Raw genomic sequence first — 18,601 nt, forward strand, 5'->3', positions numbered from 1 at the left:
GTTCGAACGTGACGCGGAACCCCATCTCCCGTCTCCTCTCTCCGCGCGTCCGGGGATCACCCGGACGCGCTCAATCGCCAACTTCATAGACTTCGACCAGGGCCACGCCCTCGGTGCCTCCGGCGCCCGAGACCTTGACCGTGTAGCTGCCCGGCTCCAGGGTGACCAGGACGGCGGCGTCCTTGCTGCCGGCATCCAGGGCAAAAGCCCCGACCGTCTCGGCGGCCGCGGCCAGTTCCGCCGCGTTGGCCGCATCGCTCCAATTGTCGTTGGTCAGCAGCGGCGTGGCCTCGCCGGCGCGGAAGAGCCGCAGGGTGGGATCCTCCAGCACCCCGGTCACGTTGTAGTCGGCCAGTTTCGGGCCCACCCCGCGGATCAGGACCGTCTTGGCGCTCTCACCGCCGATGACAAAGCCGGGAATCATGATGGCCGCACCGACTCCGACTTCGCCCCGGTTGGAGATATTGACCAGCTTTGCGCCGGGATTGGCCGAGTCGTCCACATCGTAGACTTCGACCAGGGCCACACCGGTGGTCTGCCCCACCCCGGAGGCCTTGACCGTGTAGCTGCCGGGCACAAGGTCCAGCAGCGCAGCCGCGTCCTTCGAGCCGTCCTTAAGCGGAAAGGCCCCGACCTGGTTGGCCACCGTGGCAATCTCCACCGCATTGGCCGCATCCGACCAGTCGTCATTGGCTGCAACAACCGTGCCCCCTGAGACCACCCGCAGTTCCGGATCCTCGAGGAAGCCGGTGACGCTGTAGGTCTCCAGTTCCGGACCGACCGCGCGCACCAGAACCTTCTTGGTCCCGGTGCCGTTGATCACGAAGCCCGGAATCATGATGTTGGGTCCGGTCCCCACCCCACCGCGATTGGCGATGTTCACCAGGAAAGAGACCCCGGCGATGGTCTGGGCCTGGGCCGTCGGCGCCACCGGATTGGCAAAGCCAAGCGCATCCGTCGCGTGGACGTAGAAGGCGTAGGAGGAACCCGGCGTTCCCTCGTAGTCGGCACTGGTTTCAGTCGTGCCTTCCTGCCACAGGGTCCACTCCCCGCCGTCCACCGAGACATAGACATCGAAGCGCTCGACGCCCGAACCGCCCGCGTCGTCACCCGACCAGGACACACTGAATCTTGGCGCGGAACGTTCGCCCAAGGCGGCAACCAAGGCTGTCGGCGCCATCGTATCGATCGTATTGACCGCCACGTTGGTGATGATCGGCTCGTTTTCGTCGAAGACGATGGAGGCCTGGTTCTCGATCACTGTGCCGTCCTCCAGACCCGGCATCGGCCAGATGGAGAAGCGCAGGTAGCCTTCCCCGCGGCCGGTCTCGTCGTTGGGCGGCAGGAACCCGGCAAACGGATCCGTCGGCCAGTCGCCGGTCTCCTCGTCAAACGAACGCAGGTCCACCGTCAGCTCACCGGTCGCCGGGTCGAGGTGGATCTCGCACTGCACCGGGTTCGGGTCCGCCGATACCCGGGCCACTCCGGAATATCCCGTGGCGCCTTCCGGTGGCACAATCACCGCGTCATTGAGGCCAAACTCGAGCAGCTCAAGGGTCGACCAGTCCAGCTTCACATCGAGGAAATCGGAGATGCGCACCTGCTGCGCGGCCGCCGAGGCCGTCGGCAGGTTCTCAAAGCGGATCCGGTACTCGATCGGACCCTGACCGTCGATGTAGCCGCCCTCGCCCACCCCGGTCGACGCCTTGTCGTTGGGATCATAGGACGAGACCACGCGGGAGTTCAGGCTCCGGCGGCCTCCCCGCGGCGTCATTCCGGGTCCGAAGGGATCGTCCGGTGTGTACCACCAGTTGGCCAGAAGAACCCAGTTTTCACGCGTGGCCGCGTCGAGCGAGGAATTCATGAACGAACCGGCCGTCCCAAGACCCGGAACGTAGCCCAAGCCGTCATTAGCCAGCAGAGCCCAGCCGCGTACAGTCTCCGCCAAAGTCGTTTCCCCGTTGTTGTAGCGCATCTGGGTCTCAACGGCGTTGCCGGTTGTGACCACCGTTCCCGCCACCTGGAGACCTTTCAGGAACTTTCCGAAATTGTTCTTTGTGGTGAAGTTCTTGCCCGATTCCAAAGCTTCACTGGTGGCCTTCACGTTCTTGTTCGCGTGGTTCAGCCGCGATCGGGAGTTCTTGAGCCTGTTGCTGCTCTTGCGGATGTCATTTCTGTGCCCGGAGGCCACCCGCTTCTTGAATGTCGCGTTGTCCCGAAGGTATTGATTTCGCGCGACTTCCCTTTCCTGGATAGCCCAGTTGTTGGAAGTGCGCAGATAGGATTCCGTGATGTTCTGCCCGGCCGATGAAGCCAGGTTGGCGTTCGTCAGATTTGCCGTGCCCGAGCTGTCGAAAACCTGCGACTGTTCCTCATATCCCTCGTAATCCGTGAAATTGGTCGGCTGGTTCGCTGCGTAGGTGTAGGGGTTATCCCCTTCAGTGACGGCAGGATCCGGCGAAAGGAAGCGGCCGAGCCAGGGATCATAGGTCCGCAGTTGAATCCAATACTGGTCTCCGGGGGCCTCGAGAACGCCATGGCGGCCCGCGAAGGTGAGGCGATTGGGGACGGTCTCCGTCTCCGAGACAAGTTCACCGAACGGAAGGTATTCATAGCTGTTGACGGTATCGCCGTCGATGTCAGTGACCCGGAGAACGTTGCCGCTCCCATCATAGTGCAGGAAATAGGCACCCTCGCCTTCGCGCTCGAACCAGGAATAGCCGAACCGGCCATATCCGAAGTGGGTCGAGATGGCCCCCTCGTGCACAGCCAAGAGTGTATCCCTCATCAGGGGATTGGGCAGGTAGTCGCTGACCTCGCTGCCCCGGGTCTCCCGGATACGATAACCGAGCGCGTCGTAGTCATACCTGACGTCCACACCGGGTCCCGTCACCCGGGTCAGCTGGTTGAGGTCGTCATACACGTAGGTCCAGACCTCGGATCCAATCGTCTGCTTTGTCAGGTAACCATTGGCGTCGTATTCATACTGCCGCTCCCCGGCGCTGACATAGCGATTGAGGGCGTCCACGGCATAGGTTTGCCCCCCCCCGGGACCAGTAGTCGACTGCCGGCTGCCCACCGCGTCATAGGCGAACTCGTAGGCCGTGTCATCGCGTTCGAAACCCGTCAACCGGCTGAAGTCATCGTATTCGAACGCGTAAGCGGCATTGCCGAAATCGGCTCCGGTTCTCCGCCCCAGCGCATCGAAGGTATAGGTGACGCCCGCCAACGGCGACGCGTCGGGTTTGAGGTGGGTGACTCCCGCCACACGCTGGCCGGCGTCGAACGTGTAGCTCGACTCGGTTCCATTGGCTCGGCTCTCGGTCTGAAGCTGGCCCAGTGAATTGATCGAATATTCGGTCAGGACGTTCCCGTCTTCGTCCAGAAGCGCCCTAAGGTCGCCCCTGTCGTCGAAGGCGTAGCGGACGACATAGCCGGAATCGTCTTCAACCTGCGTGATCCGCCCGGTCTCGTCGTAGGTATAGGAGACCGAGTGTCCGTTCGGAAACGAAACCTCCTTTACCAAGCCATTCGTGGTGTAGTCCAGGGACGTCGTACCCGCCGCATTCCGGGCGGAGACCAGCCAACCCTTCTCATTGTAGGTAAACTCGTCCTTGAGCCCCCCTCCGTAGGAACGCTCCACGAGCCGGTCGTTTTCGTCGTAGACAAACGTAATGACCTTCCCGGCCCGGTCCTCGACCCTTGTGACACGTCCATCATCATCATAGTCGGCCTCGGACCGTTCCCCCAGGGCATCGACTCGGGCAATCCGATTGCCGGAGTCGTCATATTCATAGGTTGTCGACCGTCCAAGCGGGTCGGTGATCTGTGTCAGTTCGAGCGCGTCGTTCAATGTGACATTCGTGACCGATCCAAGCGGATCGACGAAGCGGGTCACCGTGTCGTCTTCGTTGAAGAAGGTTGTCCGGGAAAGCCCTCCGGACACGATGAAGCGCTCGGAGCCGGCGCCATCCTTGAGGTCGGACCGAAAGATCTGCTTTCCGTTCAGCAACACCTCGACCAGTTGCGCGAGCGTGCCGAAACGCTTCTCCATGACGTCGCCTGAATCGGACGAGATCACCTCCAATCCCACTCCAGGATAGGCAAAGGAGACGGCTGCTCCGTTGGAGTCTGCGTCGACCAGTCGGCCAATATCGTCGTAAAGGAAATCGTGGACTTCCCCGTTGTTGCCCTTGAGGGATCTGACCCGTCCCGATCGATAGCCGGTTTCGAAATAATCCAGATCCGCAGTCAGGCCGGTCGGGGCAACCACCCGGGTCAGATTGCCGGCGGCGTCATGGGTCAGAGTCGTGTCCAAGCCATCGGGACCAGTGATCGAATTCACCATGCCATTGCCGTCGTAACCGATCATGACCAGGTTGCGGTCACCGTCGCGCACCGCGACGAGCCGTCCGCTGTTGTATGCAAAATCCAGCCGACCCGTTGCCGGATCGCTGAAGAAAGCAAGGTCTCCGTCGGGCTTGAAGACGTAGGCCGCCCCGGTCACCGTGGTGAGTTCGAAGTGGTCGCCCTTGAAGCGCAGCCGGCTCCGGTTCTCCACCATGGGGACCCAGACGGAATCGTCCAGAGTCGGCTGATAGGTCGCGCGTTTGCCCCAGATCCAGACGGCGACATGGTCCCGCTCGACCCGGTAGGCGCGGTTTCGTGTGATGTCCGGAAGGAAATCGCCGATTCGCGTCGGGCGTCCCTGTTCGATCGTCCAGCCGTTGGGATCAACCGCACGGATGCTCTGCATGAGCAGGAAGGCGAAGCGACGCTCCCTTTCGCCCACCCGGCTCAGCTGGGTGGCGTTGCGGGCCGCCGTCGCGTTGACCTCGCCGAAAGTCTCCCCGGCTTCGGATCGGAGCAGTTCGAAGACGTTGTTCCATCCTTCGTCCGGGAGATCGGGCAGGCGCAGGGCGTCCTTGAAGTCATCCCAGCGGAAGGGGCTTCCGGCGAAGTTCGCCGTCTGCCAGAGAAGATCGATGGTCAGGGAGTTGCGGTCGACCGGTGCCTCGAAACTGAGGACATGGGTCTCCGTCTTCGAGTCAGGACGCAGGATGCCGGCGGGTCCGTCGCTGCTGATGCCGAGGAAGTTGTCGATGAAGAGCGGCTCGTCCGCGGCAACCGGGGGACCGTCCGGCGCCGACCGGCTGCGCAAACCCGCCGAGGCGAATCGCACCGGCGGTTCGACCCGCACGGCGGCGTTCAGTTGCATCAGCGGGGCAACCAGATCCACGTTGCCGGTATTACGGTAAAGAACCGTGGCGCCGCCCTTGCGGCCGGCCCGGACCTGTGTGTCGCCGATTAGCCGGACATCCAGCTCGGCGGGCCGGGTCGCGCCTACGGAGACGGTCTGGACCGAGTCGACCGAGGCCCCGTCACGCGCCGCCCGGACCCGGTAGGTCCCGTGGGGAACGCCGTCCAGCGGGAAAGTCGGGTAGGCCAGGTTGGTGACGGTCGAGTAGGTCGCGGTTCCCGGGTAGGCCTGTCCGGTTGCGACCGAGACGAGGGAAAACGCCAGTTGGTCATCCAGGAGGGCGCCGGCGACCTCGAGCGTGGCTGTGCCGCTGTCGCCGATGCTGCGCGGCGAAACCCCGGAGATGCGGAAGTCCACCGCTTCGGCCGAAAGGCTCAAAGCGACATCGGGCTGGGTCAACCCGGATACGTTGACCAGGATGTAGGCCAGACCCCCGCGCGGGGCAAAGAGGCTGACGTCATCCTGTCCAAATTCCTGGTTGCGGCCGTCGAAGTCGGTCGGTGACGGCAACCGGTCGAAAGCCCAGTAGAGTTCCGGGAGGGCGAGGCCATTGCCGGCTGTGATGGCTTGCAGGATGGCCCCTTCCTTGCGGGTATCGATTACGAAGACGAACTGGTCGCCAGTTTCCCGCAGGAAGACGGACTGAGGCTCGCCTCCGATCGCGACGGCGGGAACATCAATCCGCGTAGTCCCGGCCGAGGTGCGGTCGTTGTTAGCGCGGTTGGCCCCCTCGAAGAGCGAGCCCGGCGCATTGGTCCGCACCTTCCAGCGGTGCAGGCCGACGGTCGATCCCGGAACCGCAATCTCCTCGGTGAAGGTGACTGATTCGCCCGGTTCCAGCCGCAGGTTGCTGCCGACCAGGACGGTGCGGGATTCGCGAAGAATCTCCGAACCAGTGTCCGGGTTGGCGACCAGCCAGACCTCGTCGACCCACGGGCCGGCCACGGTGACACTTCCGTCGTTGCGCACCGTCCAGGTGAGGACGGCGGATCCACCGACCGTTGCCTCAGCCGGGGCGGTGACGGCGGTCACCACCAGGTCGACTTCCGAAGCGGCGCCCTCGGCATACTCGTATGCCCCGATGTCGGCAATCACTCCTCCGGCACCCGCGACGCCCGTGTCGGCCACGGTGGGCTCGTTGAAGCGTGGCGCGCCGTTGCGATCGGAATCCGGCGCCACCGTCGTGTCGGCGGCATCGATGGCCGGGGAGTCGGCCTGAAGGCGGTACTCGCCCCCGGCCCCGTTGAGAAAGCCGGGGTCGGCGGCGATGTTGCCGTCCGTGCCGATGACGTCGGCCACCGAAGCGGTGTTGCCCTGAGCCGCCCGCGGATTGAAGAAGAGGTTGTGGCTCATCGTCTTCGTGTCGCCCCCGAAATCGCGGAGCAGCCCGGCGGTGAAGCTGTTCGAGATGATCGAATTCGCCACATCGAGTGTGCCGCCGTGGATGAGCAGGCCGATACGGTTGCGGTCAAAGGTCGAGTTGCGGATGGTGACCGCGGATCCGGGATGCGCCGAAACGGCCCGGTCGATATTCCGGAACACGCTGTTGCGGATCGTGACCGGGCCTCCCCAGGCGAGGACGCCGTCGAAGAACGAGTCCGAGACAAGGGAATTGTCGATCAGAACCTCGGAGCTGCCGGTCGTCCGGATGACGCCGGTCCCGGACCAGGAAGTGCCAGTCCCGCCACCGTAGAGGATCTTGACATGGTCAAAGGTCGCCGGTGAGCCGTTGACGTAGATCCAGCGCCAGTCTCCGGCCGCGGGAGCCGTGGTATTGCCGTCCTCGTTGGTGTCACCGCCGTGGGCGTCGTCCCGTTCCGACGTGAAGATGATCGGCTGGGCGAGCGTCCCTTCCGCCACCAGGGTCGACCCCGGCGAGAGGATGAGCCCTTTGTACTGGCCGAACTTGATGATTGCCCCCGGTTCGATGATCAGGGTCGCGCCGGTGGCCACCGTCACGTCTGCGGTCACCCACTGGAGGGTACCGGTTCGCCAGCGAACGGTGCCGTTGATCGTCTTGTCCGGCAGGTCGACGGCATAGAAGAAGGACACAAGTTCGTTGGTGTTAAGCTGGCTGCCCACGGCCAGGGCTATCCCGCGCCAGTCCCCGGCGCCGGGCACGGTTCGGTTGCCGTCGCGGTTGCTGTCGCCGACCCGGGCGTCGTCGAGGAATGAAGTGAAGACGATGGGAAGGGCCTCGGTTCCCTCGCCGTTGATGGACGCGCCCGGCCGCAGATCGATCCTGGACTTCGGGGTCACCTTGATGACCGTGCCCGGCTCGATCGTCACGGATACACCGTCCGCTATGACAAGGTTTCCGCGAACCACGTTGAGCCGGTCGGCCGGCCAGGACTCATCGGCCTCGATTGTGCCGCTGTGCCAGACATACTCGTTGGCCACGAAGACGTCGGCCTGCAACTCGCCCACCAGATCGCCGTCTCCGTTCACCACGGTGACCATCAGCGAATAGTCACCATCGGGCACCGAGGTCGTATCCCAGGCGAAGGAGGGAACGATCGACGAGGAATTCAGAAGGACGGTCTCACTCTCACCGTCGAGAAGTCGGAGCGTGGAGGTGACGGACAGGTCGGAGGAGAGGACCACCCAGGAAACATCGACCGCTCCAAAGATGATCGGCGGGAGGTCGGAGACCCACGAGACGGCTTCGATCGTCTCGAGATCCTGGATACGGACCGTGCCGGCTTCGGCCGAGTCGTCGGTTGGCCGTGCCTCGATCCGGTTCAGGTCCAGCTCCATCGCACCGGTCGTCCCGATGGCGATGCGACCGCCGGCGCTGCCCCGGTTGTTGCTGGCGGTCCCCTTGGCCGAGGCGTTGGCCTGGACCACCCCGTCGCCCGAGACGGATCCGGCCTGGATCCAGATCGAACCTCCGGTTGTGCCCGAATGATTCGCGCCCGAGACGACAATACCGTTGGCGGTGATGGCGCCGTCATGGGTCAGTTGCCCCGGCACCACCAGCCGGACCGCGCCGCCCGCCCGCAACTGGCTGCCGAAGACGCCTCCGGAGGAACCGAGATCAACCGGTTGCTCAGCGTTGCCGTAGACCGGCGCACTGGCTCCGCCCCCCTTCCCTCCGTGGCTGCCGCCGACAGAATTGGAGGTGGATCCGCCGGGTCCCTTGGACGAAGGGTAGCCAAACCCGTCGGCGGTGATCGTTGCTCCCGCCCCGATAGTCAGGTCCTTGGCCAGGATGGTGACGCCCCGTCCCGTGTAGACTCCCCCGCCCAGATCAACGGCATCGACCGACTGGGCCTCGAGAACGGCATTCCCGGCCAGTTCAAGCTCGCTGGCGACCGCCAGAATGGACCCGCCGCCCAGTTCGAGTTGTCCGTCGAGTTCGACCGTCACCCGGCCGAATGCCTCGGACGATCTCTCAGGGAAGGCCAGCCGGTCGAGCACGCGGAGCGCCAGATTGGGAACGGATCGGTCGATGAAGACGACTGATCCGTCCTCCGCCCCGGGACCGCCCGCGTCGGCCGACGTAGCGACGAAACCCTCGAAGTCATCCGCGGTGTCATAGTAGACGGCGATACGGCCGCCGGAGCTGTCGGAGTTTGAGCCCATGCCCTTGGTGGCCGCGTTGGCGCGGAAGAAGCCGGTGCCGCTCAGCGTGTCCGCATCCACCCAGATCGATCCGCCGGCGGCTCCGGAATGATTGGAACCCGAGGCGGTGCCGTTCGCGGAAATCGTGCCGTCGAGGTCGAGGTTGCCGTCGACCACGATGCGAATGACGCCGCCGCCGCGGGTCGTTGACGCAAAGACACCCCCGGCCGCACCCGCAGTGCTCGGCTCGAGCGGATCGCCGTACTCCCGATTGTTGCCGGAACCCCCTCCGTCGCCTCCGTGGCCGGCGCCGACGGTGTTCTGCCCGGCGGTCGGACCATCGGGACTCTCCCCGGGGCCGTAGCCGAGGCCGTCGGCCAAAATCGAGGCGTTTTCAGCCACAGTCAGGTTGCCGGCTTCGATCCGGCCACCGACGCCGTCCCATTCGACGAATATCCGGGCGGTTCCCGCCAGAGCCAGGGTGTCCGCGATACTCAGGACGGCCCCGGGGCGCATTTCGACACGCCCGTTGTTCACCTCCATTGACTGGACGGAAAAGGCGGGTCCGGGCTCAACGACCAGACGTTTCAAAACCGTAAGGTGCCTTCCCCCGACGCCATCCCGGGCCAGGTAAACCGTGCCGGCTTCGGCACTGCCCTGGCCGTTTGCCTGGATGTTGCCAAGGTTGGCAAACCCGGAGGCGTCCGCGTAGTAGACGGCGACCCGGCCGCCGCTGCTGTCATTGTTGCCTGAAGATCCCCCTGGCGCCGCGTTCGCGCGGATGGTTCCGGAGCCCGCCAGGGTATTGGTGGTGATCCAGATGGATCCGCCGGCCGCTCCGCTGTGGTTGGTGCCGGTAGAGGTGGCGTCGGCAGAGAGGGTCCCGTTAACTGTCAGGGTGCCCGAGACGGTCAGCCGGATGGCGCCGCCTCCCGCCGTGACCGAACCAAAGACTCCGCTGGCCGAGCCCAGATCGACCGGCTCTGTCATCGAGCCGTAGGCGGATTTGACCACGGAGGCACTGCCGGTGGCCCGGCCGCCATGGCTGGCTCCGACCGTGTTTGCGCCTTTGCCGGGTCCGCCCGGCCCAAGGCCGCTCGGGTAACCCTGCCCGTCGGCATCGACGTGGCCGTCGAGATCGACGGTGAGGGTTGTCGCGGTGATCGAAACCCCGGCACCGGCCCAGGCTTCATTGACCTGGGCGTCGCGGTTCTTGCCTTCGGCCAGGACCACGCCGCCACCCTTGACCCGCAGAGTCCCGGTCACCGTGAGGGAACTGCCCCCGCCCAGTTCGAGGACACCGCCATCCTCCACCGTGATCGCCGTTTGGGTCACGCTTGTGTCCGGATCGATGCGCACCCGACCGTGGACAATGAGCGATCCGTTCCCGGTCGTCGTGTCGCGCAGATAGACCGTCCCGTCCTGCGCGCTGCCCTGCCCCTTCGCCTGGATCGCGGACAGGTCGGTAAAACCCGAGGCGTCTCCATAGTAAAGGGCCACCCGGCCTCCGCTGCTGTCTTTGTTTCCTGAAAATCCCTTCGCCACCGCGTTGGCCTGAATGGTGCCGGAGCCGGCCAGGTTGACCGTGGTGATCCAGATGGATCCTCCGGCGGCCCCGCTGTGGTTGGTGCCCGTGGCGGTGCCGTCGGCGGATAGCGTCCCATTGACCGTCAACGTGCCCGACACGGTCAGCCGGATGGCGCCGCCTCCCGCCGTGACCGAAGCAAAGACTCCGCTGGCCGAGCCCAGGTCGACCGGCTCGACCATCGAACCGTAGGCGGATTTGACCACGGAGGTACTGCTGGTGGCCAGGCCGCCATGGCTGGCTCCGCTATTGTTTGCGCCGGCGCCGGGTCCGCCCGGCCCGAGGCCGCTCGAGTAACCCTGCCCATCGGCATGGACGCGGCCGTCGAGATCGACGGTGAGGGTAGCCGCGGTTATCGAAACCCCGGCACCGGCCCAGGCTTCATTGACCTGGGCGTCGCGGTTCTTGCCTTCGGCAAGGACCACGCCGCCACCCTTGACCCGCAGAGTCCCGGTCACCGTAAGGGAACTGCCGCCGCCAAGCTCGAGCAGACCGCCGCCCTCGACCGTGATCCCGGTGTAGGTTGGCGCCTCGTCCGGTTGGATGCGCACCCGACCGTGGACAATCAGCGAACCGTTCGAGGTCGTCGTGTCGCGCAGATAGACCGTCCCATCCTGAGCATCGCCCTGCCCGTTGGCCTGGATGGCGGACAGGTCGCCGAAACCCGAGGCATTCGCGTAGTAGACGGCCACCCGGCCGCCACCGCTGTCGTTGTTTGCTGAAAAACCCTTCACCGCCGCGTTGGCGCGGATGCTGCCGGAACCGACCAGGTTGGCTGTGGTGATCCAGAGGGAGCCTCCGGCGGCCCCGCTGTGGTTGGTGCCCGTGGCGGTGCCATCAGCGGAAAGGGTTCCATTGACCGTCAACGTGCCCGACACGACCAGCCGGATGGCGCCGCCTCCAGCCGTGGCTGAAGCAAAAACGCCGCTGGCCGAGCCCAAGTCTACCGGCTCTCTCATCGAACCGTAGACCGTTTTGAGCAGGGAGGCACTGCCGGTGGCACGGCCGCCGTGGCTGGCGCCGACCGTGTTTTGGCCGGCACCGGGACCACCCGGCCCCAAGCCGCTCAGGTAGCCCTGCCCGTCGGCATGGAGCCGGCCGTTGAGGTCGACGGTCAGGGTCGCCGCGGTGATGGATACACCGGCTCCAGCCCAGGCCTCGTTGACCTGGGCGCCGGTGTTCTTGCCTTCCGCCAGGACGACGCCACCGCCCTTGACCCTGAGGACGCCGGTCACGTTGAGGGACGTGCCGCCGCCCAGTTCGAGGATACCGCCATCCTCGACCGTGACTGCGGTGTGGGTCACGTCCGAGTCCGGTTCGAAGCGCACCCGACCGTGCACGATAAGGGACCCGTTCGAAGTCGAAGTGTCGCGCAGGTAGACCGTTCCGTCCTGTGCACCGCCCTGCCCCTTGGCTTCAATCGCGGACAGATCAGTGAATCCCGAGGCGTCTTCAAAGTAGACGGCCACCCGGCCGCCGCCGCTGTCGTTGTTTCCTGGAAAGCCCCTTACCGCCGCGTTGGCACGTATGCTGCCGGAGCCTGCCAGGTTGGCCGTGGTAATCCAGACGGAGCCTCCGGCCGCTCCGCTGTGGTTGGTGCCCGTGCCAATGCCGTCGGCGGAGAGGGTCCCGTTGACCGTCAACGTGCCCGACACGACCAGCCGGATGGCGCCGCCTCCGGCGGTGGTTGAGGCGTAAACGCCGGCGGCCGAGCCCAGATCCAGCGGTTGGCGCATCGATCCGTAGACCGGTTTGAGCAGGGAGGCGGTGCCGGTGGCACGCCCGCCGTGGCTGGCGCCCGTTGTGTTCGCGCCAACGCCGGGTCCGCCCGGCCCCAGACCGCTCAGGTAACCCTGACCGTCGGCATGGATCGTACTTCCGGAAGCAACGGTCACCGAGGCGGCGGTGAGGCTGGAGCCCTCCCCCAGCCACTCCCCACCGACCTGGGCATCCACGTTCTTGCCGGCAAAGACAATGGACGCGTTGCCCGTGACGGTGACCGCCCCGGTGACCGTGATGTCCGATCCCCCTCCAATGGTAAGGACCGCACCATTGGAAACTGAAATACTGTCGTAGCTCGCAGCCGAATCCTCAGGCAGATCGAGGTCTGTCGTCACGTTCAGAGGTGCCGCCAGAGTGTTCGTCGATCCAACCAGAGCCAATGCCAAGCTGAATGCGCAAAAATGGTGACGGGTAGAACGCTCGCGGGCCAACCGGGCGACCGCACCCAACGGGAAACGGAGAAATCGCATTGTGGGATTTTAGCAAATCCCCGACATCCCGTATATGGGCCAAAATGCGTAGGGGAAACCCTTACCGAACACTTCCCCAGCACCGCAGCTCAACTCCGGCAACGCTGATCCAGCTGGTGGCAGATGCGCTCGATGGCGGAATCCGCAAGGACCGGATCCTTGGAGGTCACGAAGTTCCGGATATTCCTGGGATTAAGGACGGCCGGGTCACCCCGGACCGACGCCTCCACAAACCATCCCGGCAACGCCACTATCGGTGAAACCGACACCGGTTCCCCGGTCGCACCGGAAAGGAATTCCGAAAGACCGGCGGCCTGCCGTTTGGCCTGCTCCAGGCAGCGCTTCTCGGTCCAGCGGGGAAAGACCAGCTTTTGTCCATCGTACCTGACCCGGTATTCCGGGGTCTGGCTGCCCAGCTTCGGCTTGCGCCTCGCCTTGGTCTCAACCGCGAAGGCTCCGGTCGGTCCGACAACGACGTGGTCGACATTGAACCCGCTCATCGGAACGTCATGGAAAACCTGATACCCATCGGCCAGCATTTGATTGAGTTCCTCACCCACGGCGCGTTCCCCGGCAAAGCCGAGGCGCATCCGCTGGAGGATCCGGATCAGCCGGACAAGCTTGCGTCCCTGAAGCATTGCCAGGGGGACTGCCAGGGCCAGGAGGAGAGCCCCCGTCACCACCATCTGGTGCGGCGGCATCATCCTCGTGGTGAGCCCAAAGACCAGGCTCATCCCGAGGGTCCAGAAAAGGAACTGGACAATGATGTCATCAAGTTCCTCCTCCAATTCCCCGATACGCAGACGCGTGCTCTCACCGGGCGGTCGCAGGAGCTGGTCGCGGAAGGGATCGGCATAGCGGCGGTTGAGTTTCACCTTCCGCTGCTTCAGGTCATAGACGTATCCAATGGCCGGCACGGCAAAGAGCAGGCTGACGCCGAAATGGGTGATCCAGTTCATTTCCAACGGGATCCATCGGCGATAGGGGCGGAAAATTGAGTGCCTGGCGCCCGACTACGACCATAGAAGTCAGGTCGGGACGAACCAATCCGGCTTCTCATGGCCACGCCGCGACAAGCCGGGCCGTCCGCCGAAGCAGGTGTAGACCCGGCAGTCTCTTGCCGGGCTCATTGCACAGCCTTTCGGGCCTCCGTCAGGAAGCGCCCCATCAGACCCACCTCTACTGGGCCGTTGATGGGATCAAAAGAAAACGCAGCGACTGTGCCGCCTCCATTACGAGCTAACTCTGACCCATGCTAAGTTGCCTGAAAACAATCAGTTGCATAAGTTTGTAACGTATTATGTGACAAACTGCCTTGACCAGGTGGGTCTGTGGTTTACTTGGGCAGGTCCGACGTCAATGGAGCGACGTCGCTCCATCTGAACGATACTCAACCTAGCCCAACCAGCGCCAGCTCCAGGCCACCGCCGCGCAGATGATGACGCCATAGACCACAGGAAGGATCGTGGCCACCGCCGTCCATTTCACGCTCTTCGTTTCCCTGTAGATGGTATAGATGGTCGTCGAACAGGGGTTGTGACAAAGCGAGAAGAGCAGCAGGCAGATCGCGGTCAAGGTGGTCCATCCACCGGCGACCAACAACTGGCGCAGAGCGCTGTTGCCTGTCTCGAACATGACGCCGGCGCCCTGCTCGCCCACTCCGGTCAGTCCCGTCACCAGCACCGTCAGCATGAGGATGGTGGGGATGACTATCTCGTTCGCCGGGATGGCCACGATATAGGCCACCAAAATCACGCCATTCAGGCCGAGAAACAGGCCGATCGGATCGAGTCCTCCAATCATCCAGACCGCCACTGATTGGTCGGCGATCGTGATATTTCCGATCAACCAGATGGCCGCGCCGGCCGGCAGGGCAAAGACGATGGCACGCCAGAGGACGAAGATCGTCCGGTCGATCAACGAGGTGTAGAGTGTGTTCAGGATCCGCGGCGGCCGATACGGGGGAAGTTCCAGACTGAAACTCGACGCCTGTCCCCGGAGAATCGTTCTGGAGAGCAACCAGGACGTCCCGAAGGTCAGCAGAATCCCAAGCATGGCCACTCCGAAGACCGTTCCGGTGGCCGCGATCCCCGAAAGTGCCGGCGGCACCAGGGCCCCCACGAAGACGGCGGCAATCAGGATCTGGGTGGGCCAGCGGCCGTTGCAGAGGGCGAAGTTGTTGGTGATGATCGCGATCAACCGCTCACGGGGAGAGTCGATCACCCGGGCGGCGATAACCCCGGCCGCATTGCATCCAAAACCCATGGACAGGGTCAGCGCCTGTTTGCCATGGGCACCAACTGACTGAAATACCCGGTCAAGATTGAAGGCCACCCGCGGCAGATACCCGAGATCCTCCAGGATGGTGAAGAGAGGGAAGAAAATCGCCATGGGCGGAAGCATGACGGAGACCACCCAGGCCGTGGTCAGGTACATCCCGTCGACCAGAACCCCGCCCAGCCACCAGGGGAAGTGCGCCCAGGTCACGAAATCCTTCAGTATGGGATGGAGTGTCTCGATCAGTAGCGAGGCCAGCATGGCCGACGGTTTGTTGGCCCCGATGATGGTGATCCAGAGCACGGCTGCGAAGATCAGCATCATGACCGGAAACCCTGTCCAGCGATTGGTCAGGATGCGGTCGACCCGTTGTTGCCAGCGAAGACGGGCCGAGTCGCCCGCGTCGCGGCTGTAGTCGCGGGCCAGTCCCGCCGACTGGCGATAGATATCCTCGACCGTCTTGTCATGGAATCCGCGGGGAACCCGCCAACGCAGGCGATCGGCCTCCTCGATCAGGGCCGGACCGGAGAGGGCGTCTTCGGAAACCGGACCGTCTCCTTCTTCGGCTGCGAGTGAGGTCAGACGACCGTCCATGACCGCTTCCTCGATCGAACGGTCGCCCTGAAGCAGGCGCAGGGCGATCCAATCGGGATGGCGGAGCCCCGGATAGGCCTTCCGGATATGGCCAACCAGGGGAGTCAGGGCTCCGTCCAGGCCCGGGATGTTTGGTGACCATCTCCGACCCTGCGGGCGGATCTCTCCGGCAGCGACCTGGTGAATGGTCTCGAGCAGTTTTGGAATGCCCACGCCCTGACGGGCGGCAGTCGGGACAACCGGCACCCCGAGAGCTTTGGAAAGACCCTCCACATCGATCTCGATTCCATGCATCCGCGCCTCGTCCATCAGGTTGAGACAGACCACCGGGCGCTCGGAAATCTGCAGGATCTGCAGGGTCAGGTTAAGATTGCGTTCGAGGGCGGTCGCGTCGACCACCACGAGGGTGACATCCGGTCGGCCGAAAAGGATGAAATCGCGGGCGACTTCCTCGTCCGGGGACGCGGAGAGCAGCGAGTAGGTACCCGGCAGGTCGACGACCTTGTAGCGACTTCCTCCAAAGGAGAAACCGCCTTCCGCCCGGGCAATGGTCTTCCCCGGCCAGTTGCCGGTATGCTGGCGCAATCCGGTCAGACGGTTGAAAATGGTGCTCTTCCCGGTATTGGGATTTCCGGCGAGGGCGATCACGAAATCAACCCCCTTGATGTCGATGCCGAGGCGTTCCATGGCTGCCGACGCGACCGGACAGGTGGCACAGGCGGGTGACGGCAGAGCACTCATATCGCGGTGTCGCGGGCGACGAAGATGTTCTCGGATTGATCGTGACGCAGGCCGACCAGGGTACCGCGAATCCGATAGCCACGGGGGGAGCTGAAGGGACCCGTCAGATCCACACGGACCCGACTCCCGGGAACGACACCCAGATCCAGCAGCCGCAGCCGCTCGGCACCCTGGCAGACGGCGGAAAGCGCGCGGATGGTGGCCCCCTCCCCATCCCGCAGTTCGGAAAGACGGATCCAGTCCGCCTGGATGGCATCCTCCTCGGCTTCCGCCACGACCTGGATATGGGCGGCCTCGACCCGACTCAGGCGATGAGTTCGACTCTCCGCCTCGATTTCGACATCCCGACCTCCAGATCGGCGGACCTTGAGAATGACGCCCGGGGCGAGGCCCATCGAGGCAATCTTGCGAAAGACGGTCGCGGGCTCATCCTCAATGTGGGTGATGCGAACGAGCGTGTCGGGATCCGCTTCGAGCAGGGCGATCTCACCCAGTTCCGGAAGGGTCAGGTGTCGGGTCGGGATGGGATCCCCGTGCGGGTCAAAACGTGGGTGACCGAGACTGGCCGAGAGTGCCTCGGTCTCTTCCGCAGAGAGAAGGTGTTCGGCCTGCTCGGCCTTCCTGTGCCACGAAGCCGCCTCGGTCCCGGTTTCCCGGGCCAGCCAGGTTTCAAAGAGCCGGTGGGCGCGGACGACCTGCAGGGCATAGCGGCGCCCGGACTCGGTCAAACGAAAGCCCCGTCCGGCCGGTTCAATGAATCCATCCTCCTGCAGACGGGCCAGCAGGATACCGGCTTCCTCCAGGTTCCGGACGACCGAACCCGAGAGCACATCCGCCACCACCATGCGCCCCTCATATTCGGCGCGGTGGAACTGCTTCAGCGCATCCTCAACTTTGAAGCGTTGCCTCATTCAAGTCCGGAACATTGCGGAGTTCAACGAAACATGCAACCCTCCATTGACTGTCGCAGGGCTCAGCCTTTCGGGATGGTGGCGGATGGCGATGAGAAACAGAATCGCTTCAGTCGGGTTATTCTGCTCTCTCGGACGTTCCGAATCTCCCTGAGACCCTGATCGTGACGGCCAAAACCCTCCACCCACACCGGCTGACCTGGCTCTGCTATGGCTCGATGATGGCCCTCGCCATCGGGCTCAACCTGCTGCCGGTCTTTCTGACTTCGATCAGCGCAACCTATGGGGGAAGCGAGGGGCTCAGCGGTGAAGAACTCGGGCGGCTGGGTGCGATGGCTTTCGCCGGGCTTGTTCTCGGCATCCTCATCACCGGCCCACTGGCCGACCGATACGGCGCCAAACTCTTCGCTCAATTGGGAAATCTGCTCACGATCCTGAGCCTGCTCCTGGCGGCGTGGGCGCCGACCTACCTCCTCCTCAGCCTGTCCCTCTTTCTCCTCGGAAGTGCCGCGGGTATGCTGGACATGATCCTGAGTCCGATCGTCGCGGCCCTCAATCCGGAGCGACGGACGGTCGCCATGAACTGGCTCCACTCCTTCTACTGCATTGGCGCCGTCGTGACCATTCTCGCCGGGATGCTCGTGCGACAGGCCGGAGGCGGATGGACCACCGCCTGCCTCGCCCTCATTCCACTGCCGCTCTTTCTCAGTCTGGCCTTCGCTCCATTGAGGTTTCCGTCGCTCCAGGCCGAAGGGGCGGTCCGCACCCGTTTGCGAACGTTGCTCAAAGGCCGATGGTTTGTTCTCGCTCTGGTCGCCATCTTCCTCGGTGGCGCAACCGAGCTCGGCATGGCGCAGTGGCTGCCGGCCTATGCGGAGACTGCCCTGGGCTTTCCAATCTGGATGGCGGGCGGTTCCCTCCTCGCCTTCTCCCTGGCCATGGCCGCCGGCCGGATATTCGTCGGCATCCTCGGCCACCGGGTCGGGCCCTTTCAGATCGTCTTCTGGGCCTGCGCGAGCTCAACGGTGCTCTTCGCGGGAGCATCCTTTCTCCCCTCCCCGGTGGGGGCCCTCGCCTGCTGCATCGGGGTCGGCTTCACCGGCAGTGCCCTCTGGCCGACCATCCTGGCCATGACGGCCGATCGGTATCCAAATGGTGGAGCCACCATGTACAGTGCCCTCGCCGCATTCGGAAACGCCGGGGGGATTTTCATGCCATGGGTCGTAGGCTGGGTCGCGGACCGGAGTGATCTTCACTGGGGCCTCTTCGTTTCGGCCCTCGCCCCATTTCTCATGCTTCCGCTCGTCGTCGCCATGAGCCGGGGATCGAGAACCTCCGGATAGTCCCCGTCCCGGGGGAAGCGGGCCATCCGTGCATGTCATGGACGGCGCCTTAGGTGGATTTCCTACCAAGGAAC

5 protein-coding genes are annotated in these 18,601 nt (G+C 64.2%); 1 reads left to right on the top strand and 4 read right to left on the bottom strand.

Annotation, left to right across the window (positions count from 1 at the left end):
* Positions 1-70: 70 nt before the first annotated feature.
* The 4 genes from R3F07_18980 to R3F07_18995 all read right to left on the bottom strand — a co-directional run bounded on the left by R3F07_18980 (position 71) and on the right by R3F07_18995 (position 17,184).
* Complete coding sequence (locus tag R3F07_18980; GenBank protein ID MEZ5278474.1) at positions 71-12,661, bottom strand: RHS repeat-associated core domain-containing protein; 12,591 nt, start codon at positions 12,659-12,661, stop codon at positions 71-73.
* A gap of 89 nt (positions 12,662-12,750) precedes the next feature.
* Entirely contained in the window at positions 12,751-13,620 is an 870-nt protein-coding gene (locus tag R3F07_18985) for a nuclease-related domain-containing protein (protein ID MEZ5278475.1), read from the bottom strand.
* Between the two features lie 436 nt (positions 13,621-14,056).
* On the bottom strand, positions 14,057-16,273 hold the full coding sequence (gene feoB / locus R3F07_18990) for a ferrous iron transport protein B (protein ID MEZ5278476.1): 2,217 nt from the start codon (positions 16,271-16,273) through the stop codon (positions 14,057-14,059).
* Positions 16,270-17,184 (bottom strand): iron dependent repressor, metal binding and dimerization domain protein, encoded by a 915-nt coding sequence (locus R3F07_18995; GenBank protein MEZ5278477.1) that lies wholly within the window; start codon positions 17,182-17,184, stop codon positions 16,270-16,272. The genes feoB and R3F07_18995 overlap by 4 nt, the downstream gene beginning before the upstream one ends.
* Positions 17,185-17,348: 164 nt before the next feature.
* Between R3F07_18995 and R3F07_19000 the strand changes: the two genes are divergently transcribed.
* A complete protein-coding gene (locus tag R3F07_19000; protein ID MEZ5278478.1) occupies positions 17,349-18,527 on the top strand; it encodes an MFS transporter in 1,179 nt (392 codons plus the stop codon).
* Positions 18,528-18,601: the final 74 nt, after the last annotated feature.

This window comes from Opitutaceae bacterium (assembly GCA_041395105.1).
Classification (GTDB): domain Bacteria; phylum Verrucomicrobiota; class Verrucomicrobiia; order Opitutales; family Opitutaceae; genus B12-G4.

What these genes read in the sequence shown, in the direction of transcription:
- R3F07_18980 (MEZ5278474.1), bottom strand. Translation starts at nt 12,661, where the DNA reads ATGCGATTTCTCCGTTTCCCGTTGGGTGCGGTCGCCCGGTTGGCCCGC.
- R3F07_18985 (MEZ5278475.1), bottom strand. Translation starts at nt 13,620, where the DNA reads ATGAACTGGATCACCCATTTCGGCGTCAGCCTGCTCTTTGCCGTGCCG.
- feoB (MEZ5278476.1), bottom strand. Translation starts at nt 16,273, where the DNA reads ATGAGTGCTCTGCCGTCACCCGCCTGTGCCACCTGTCCGGTCGCGTCG.
- R3F07_18995 (MEZ5278477.1), bottom strand. Translation starts at nt 17,184, where the DNA reads ATGAGGCAACGCTTCAAAGTTGAGGATGCGCTGAAGCAGTTCCACCGC.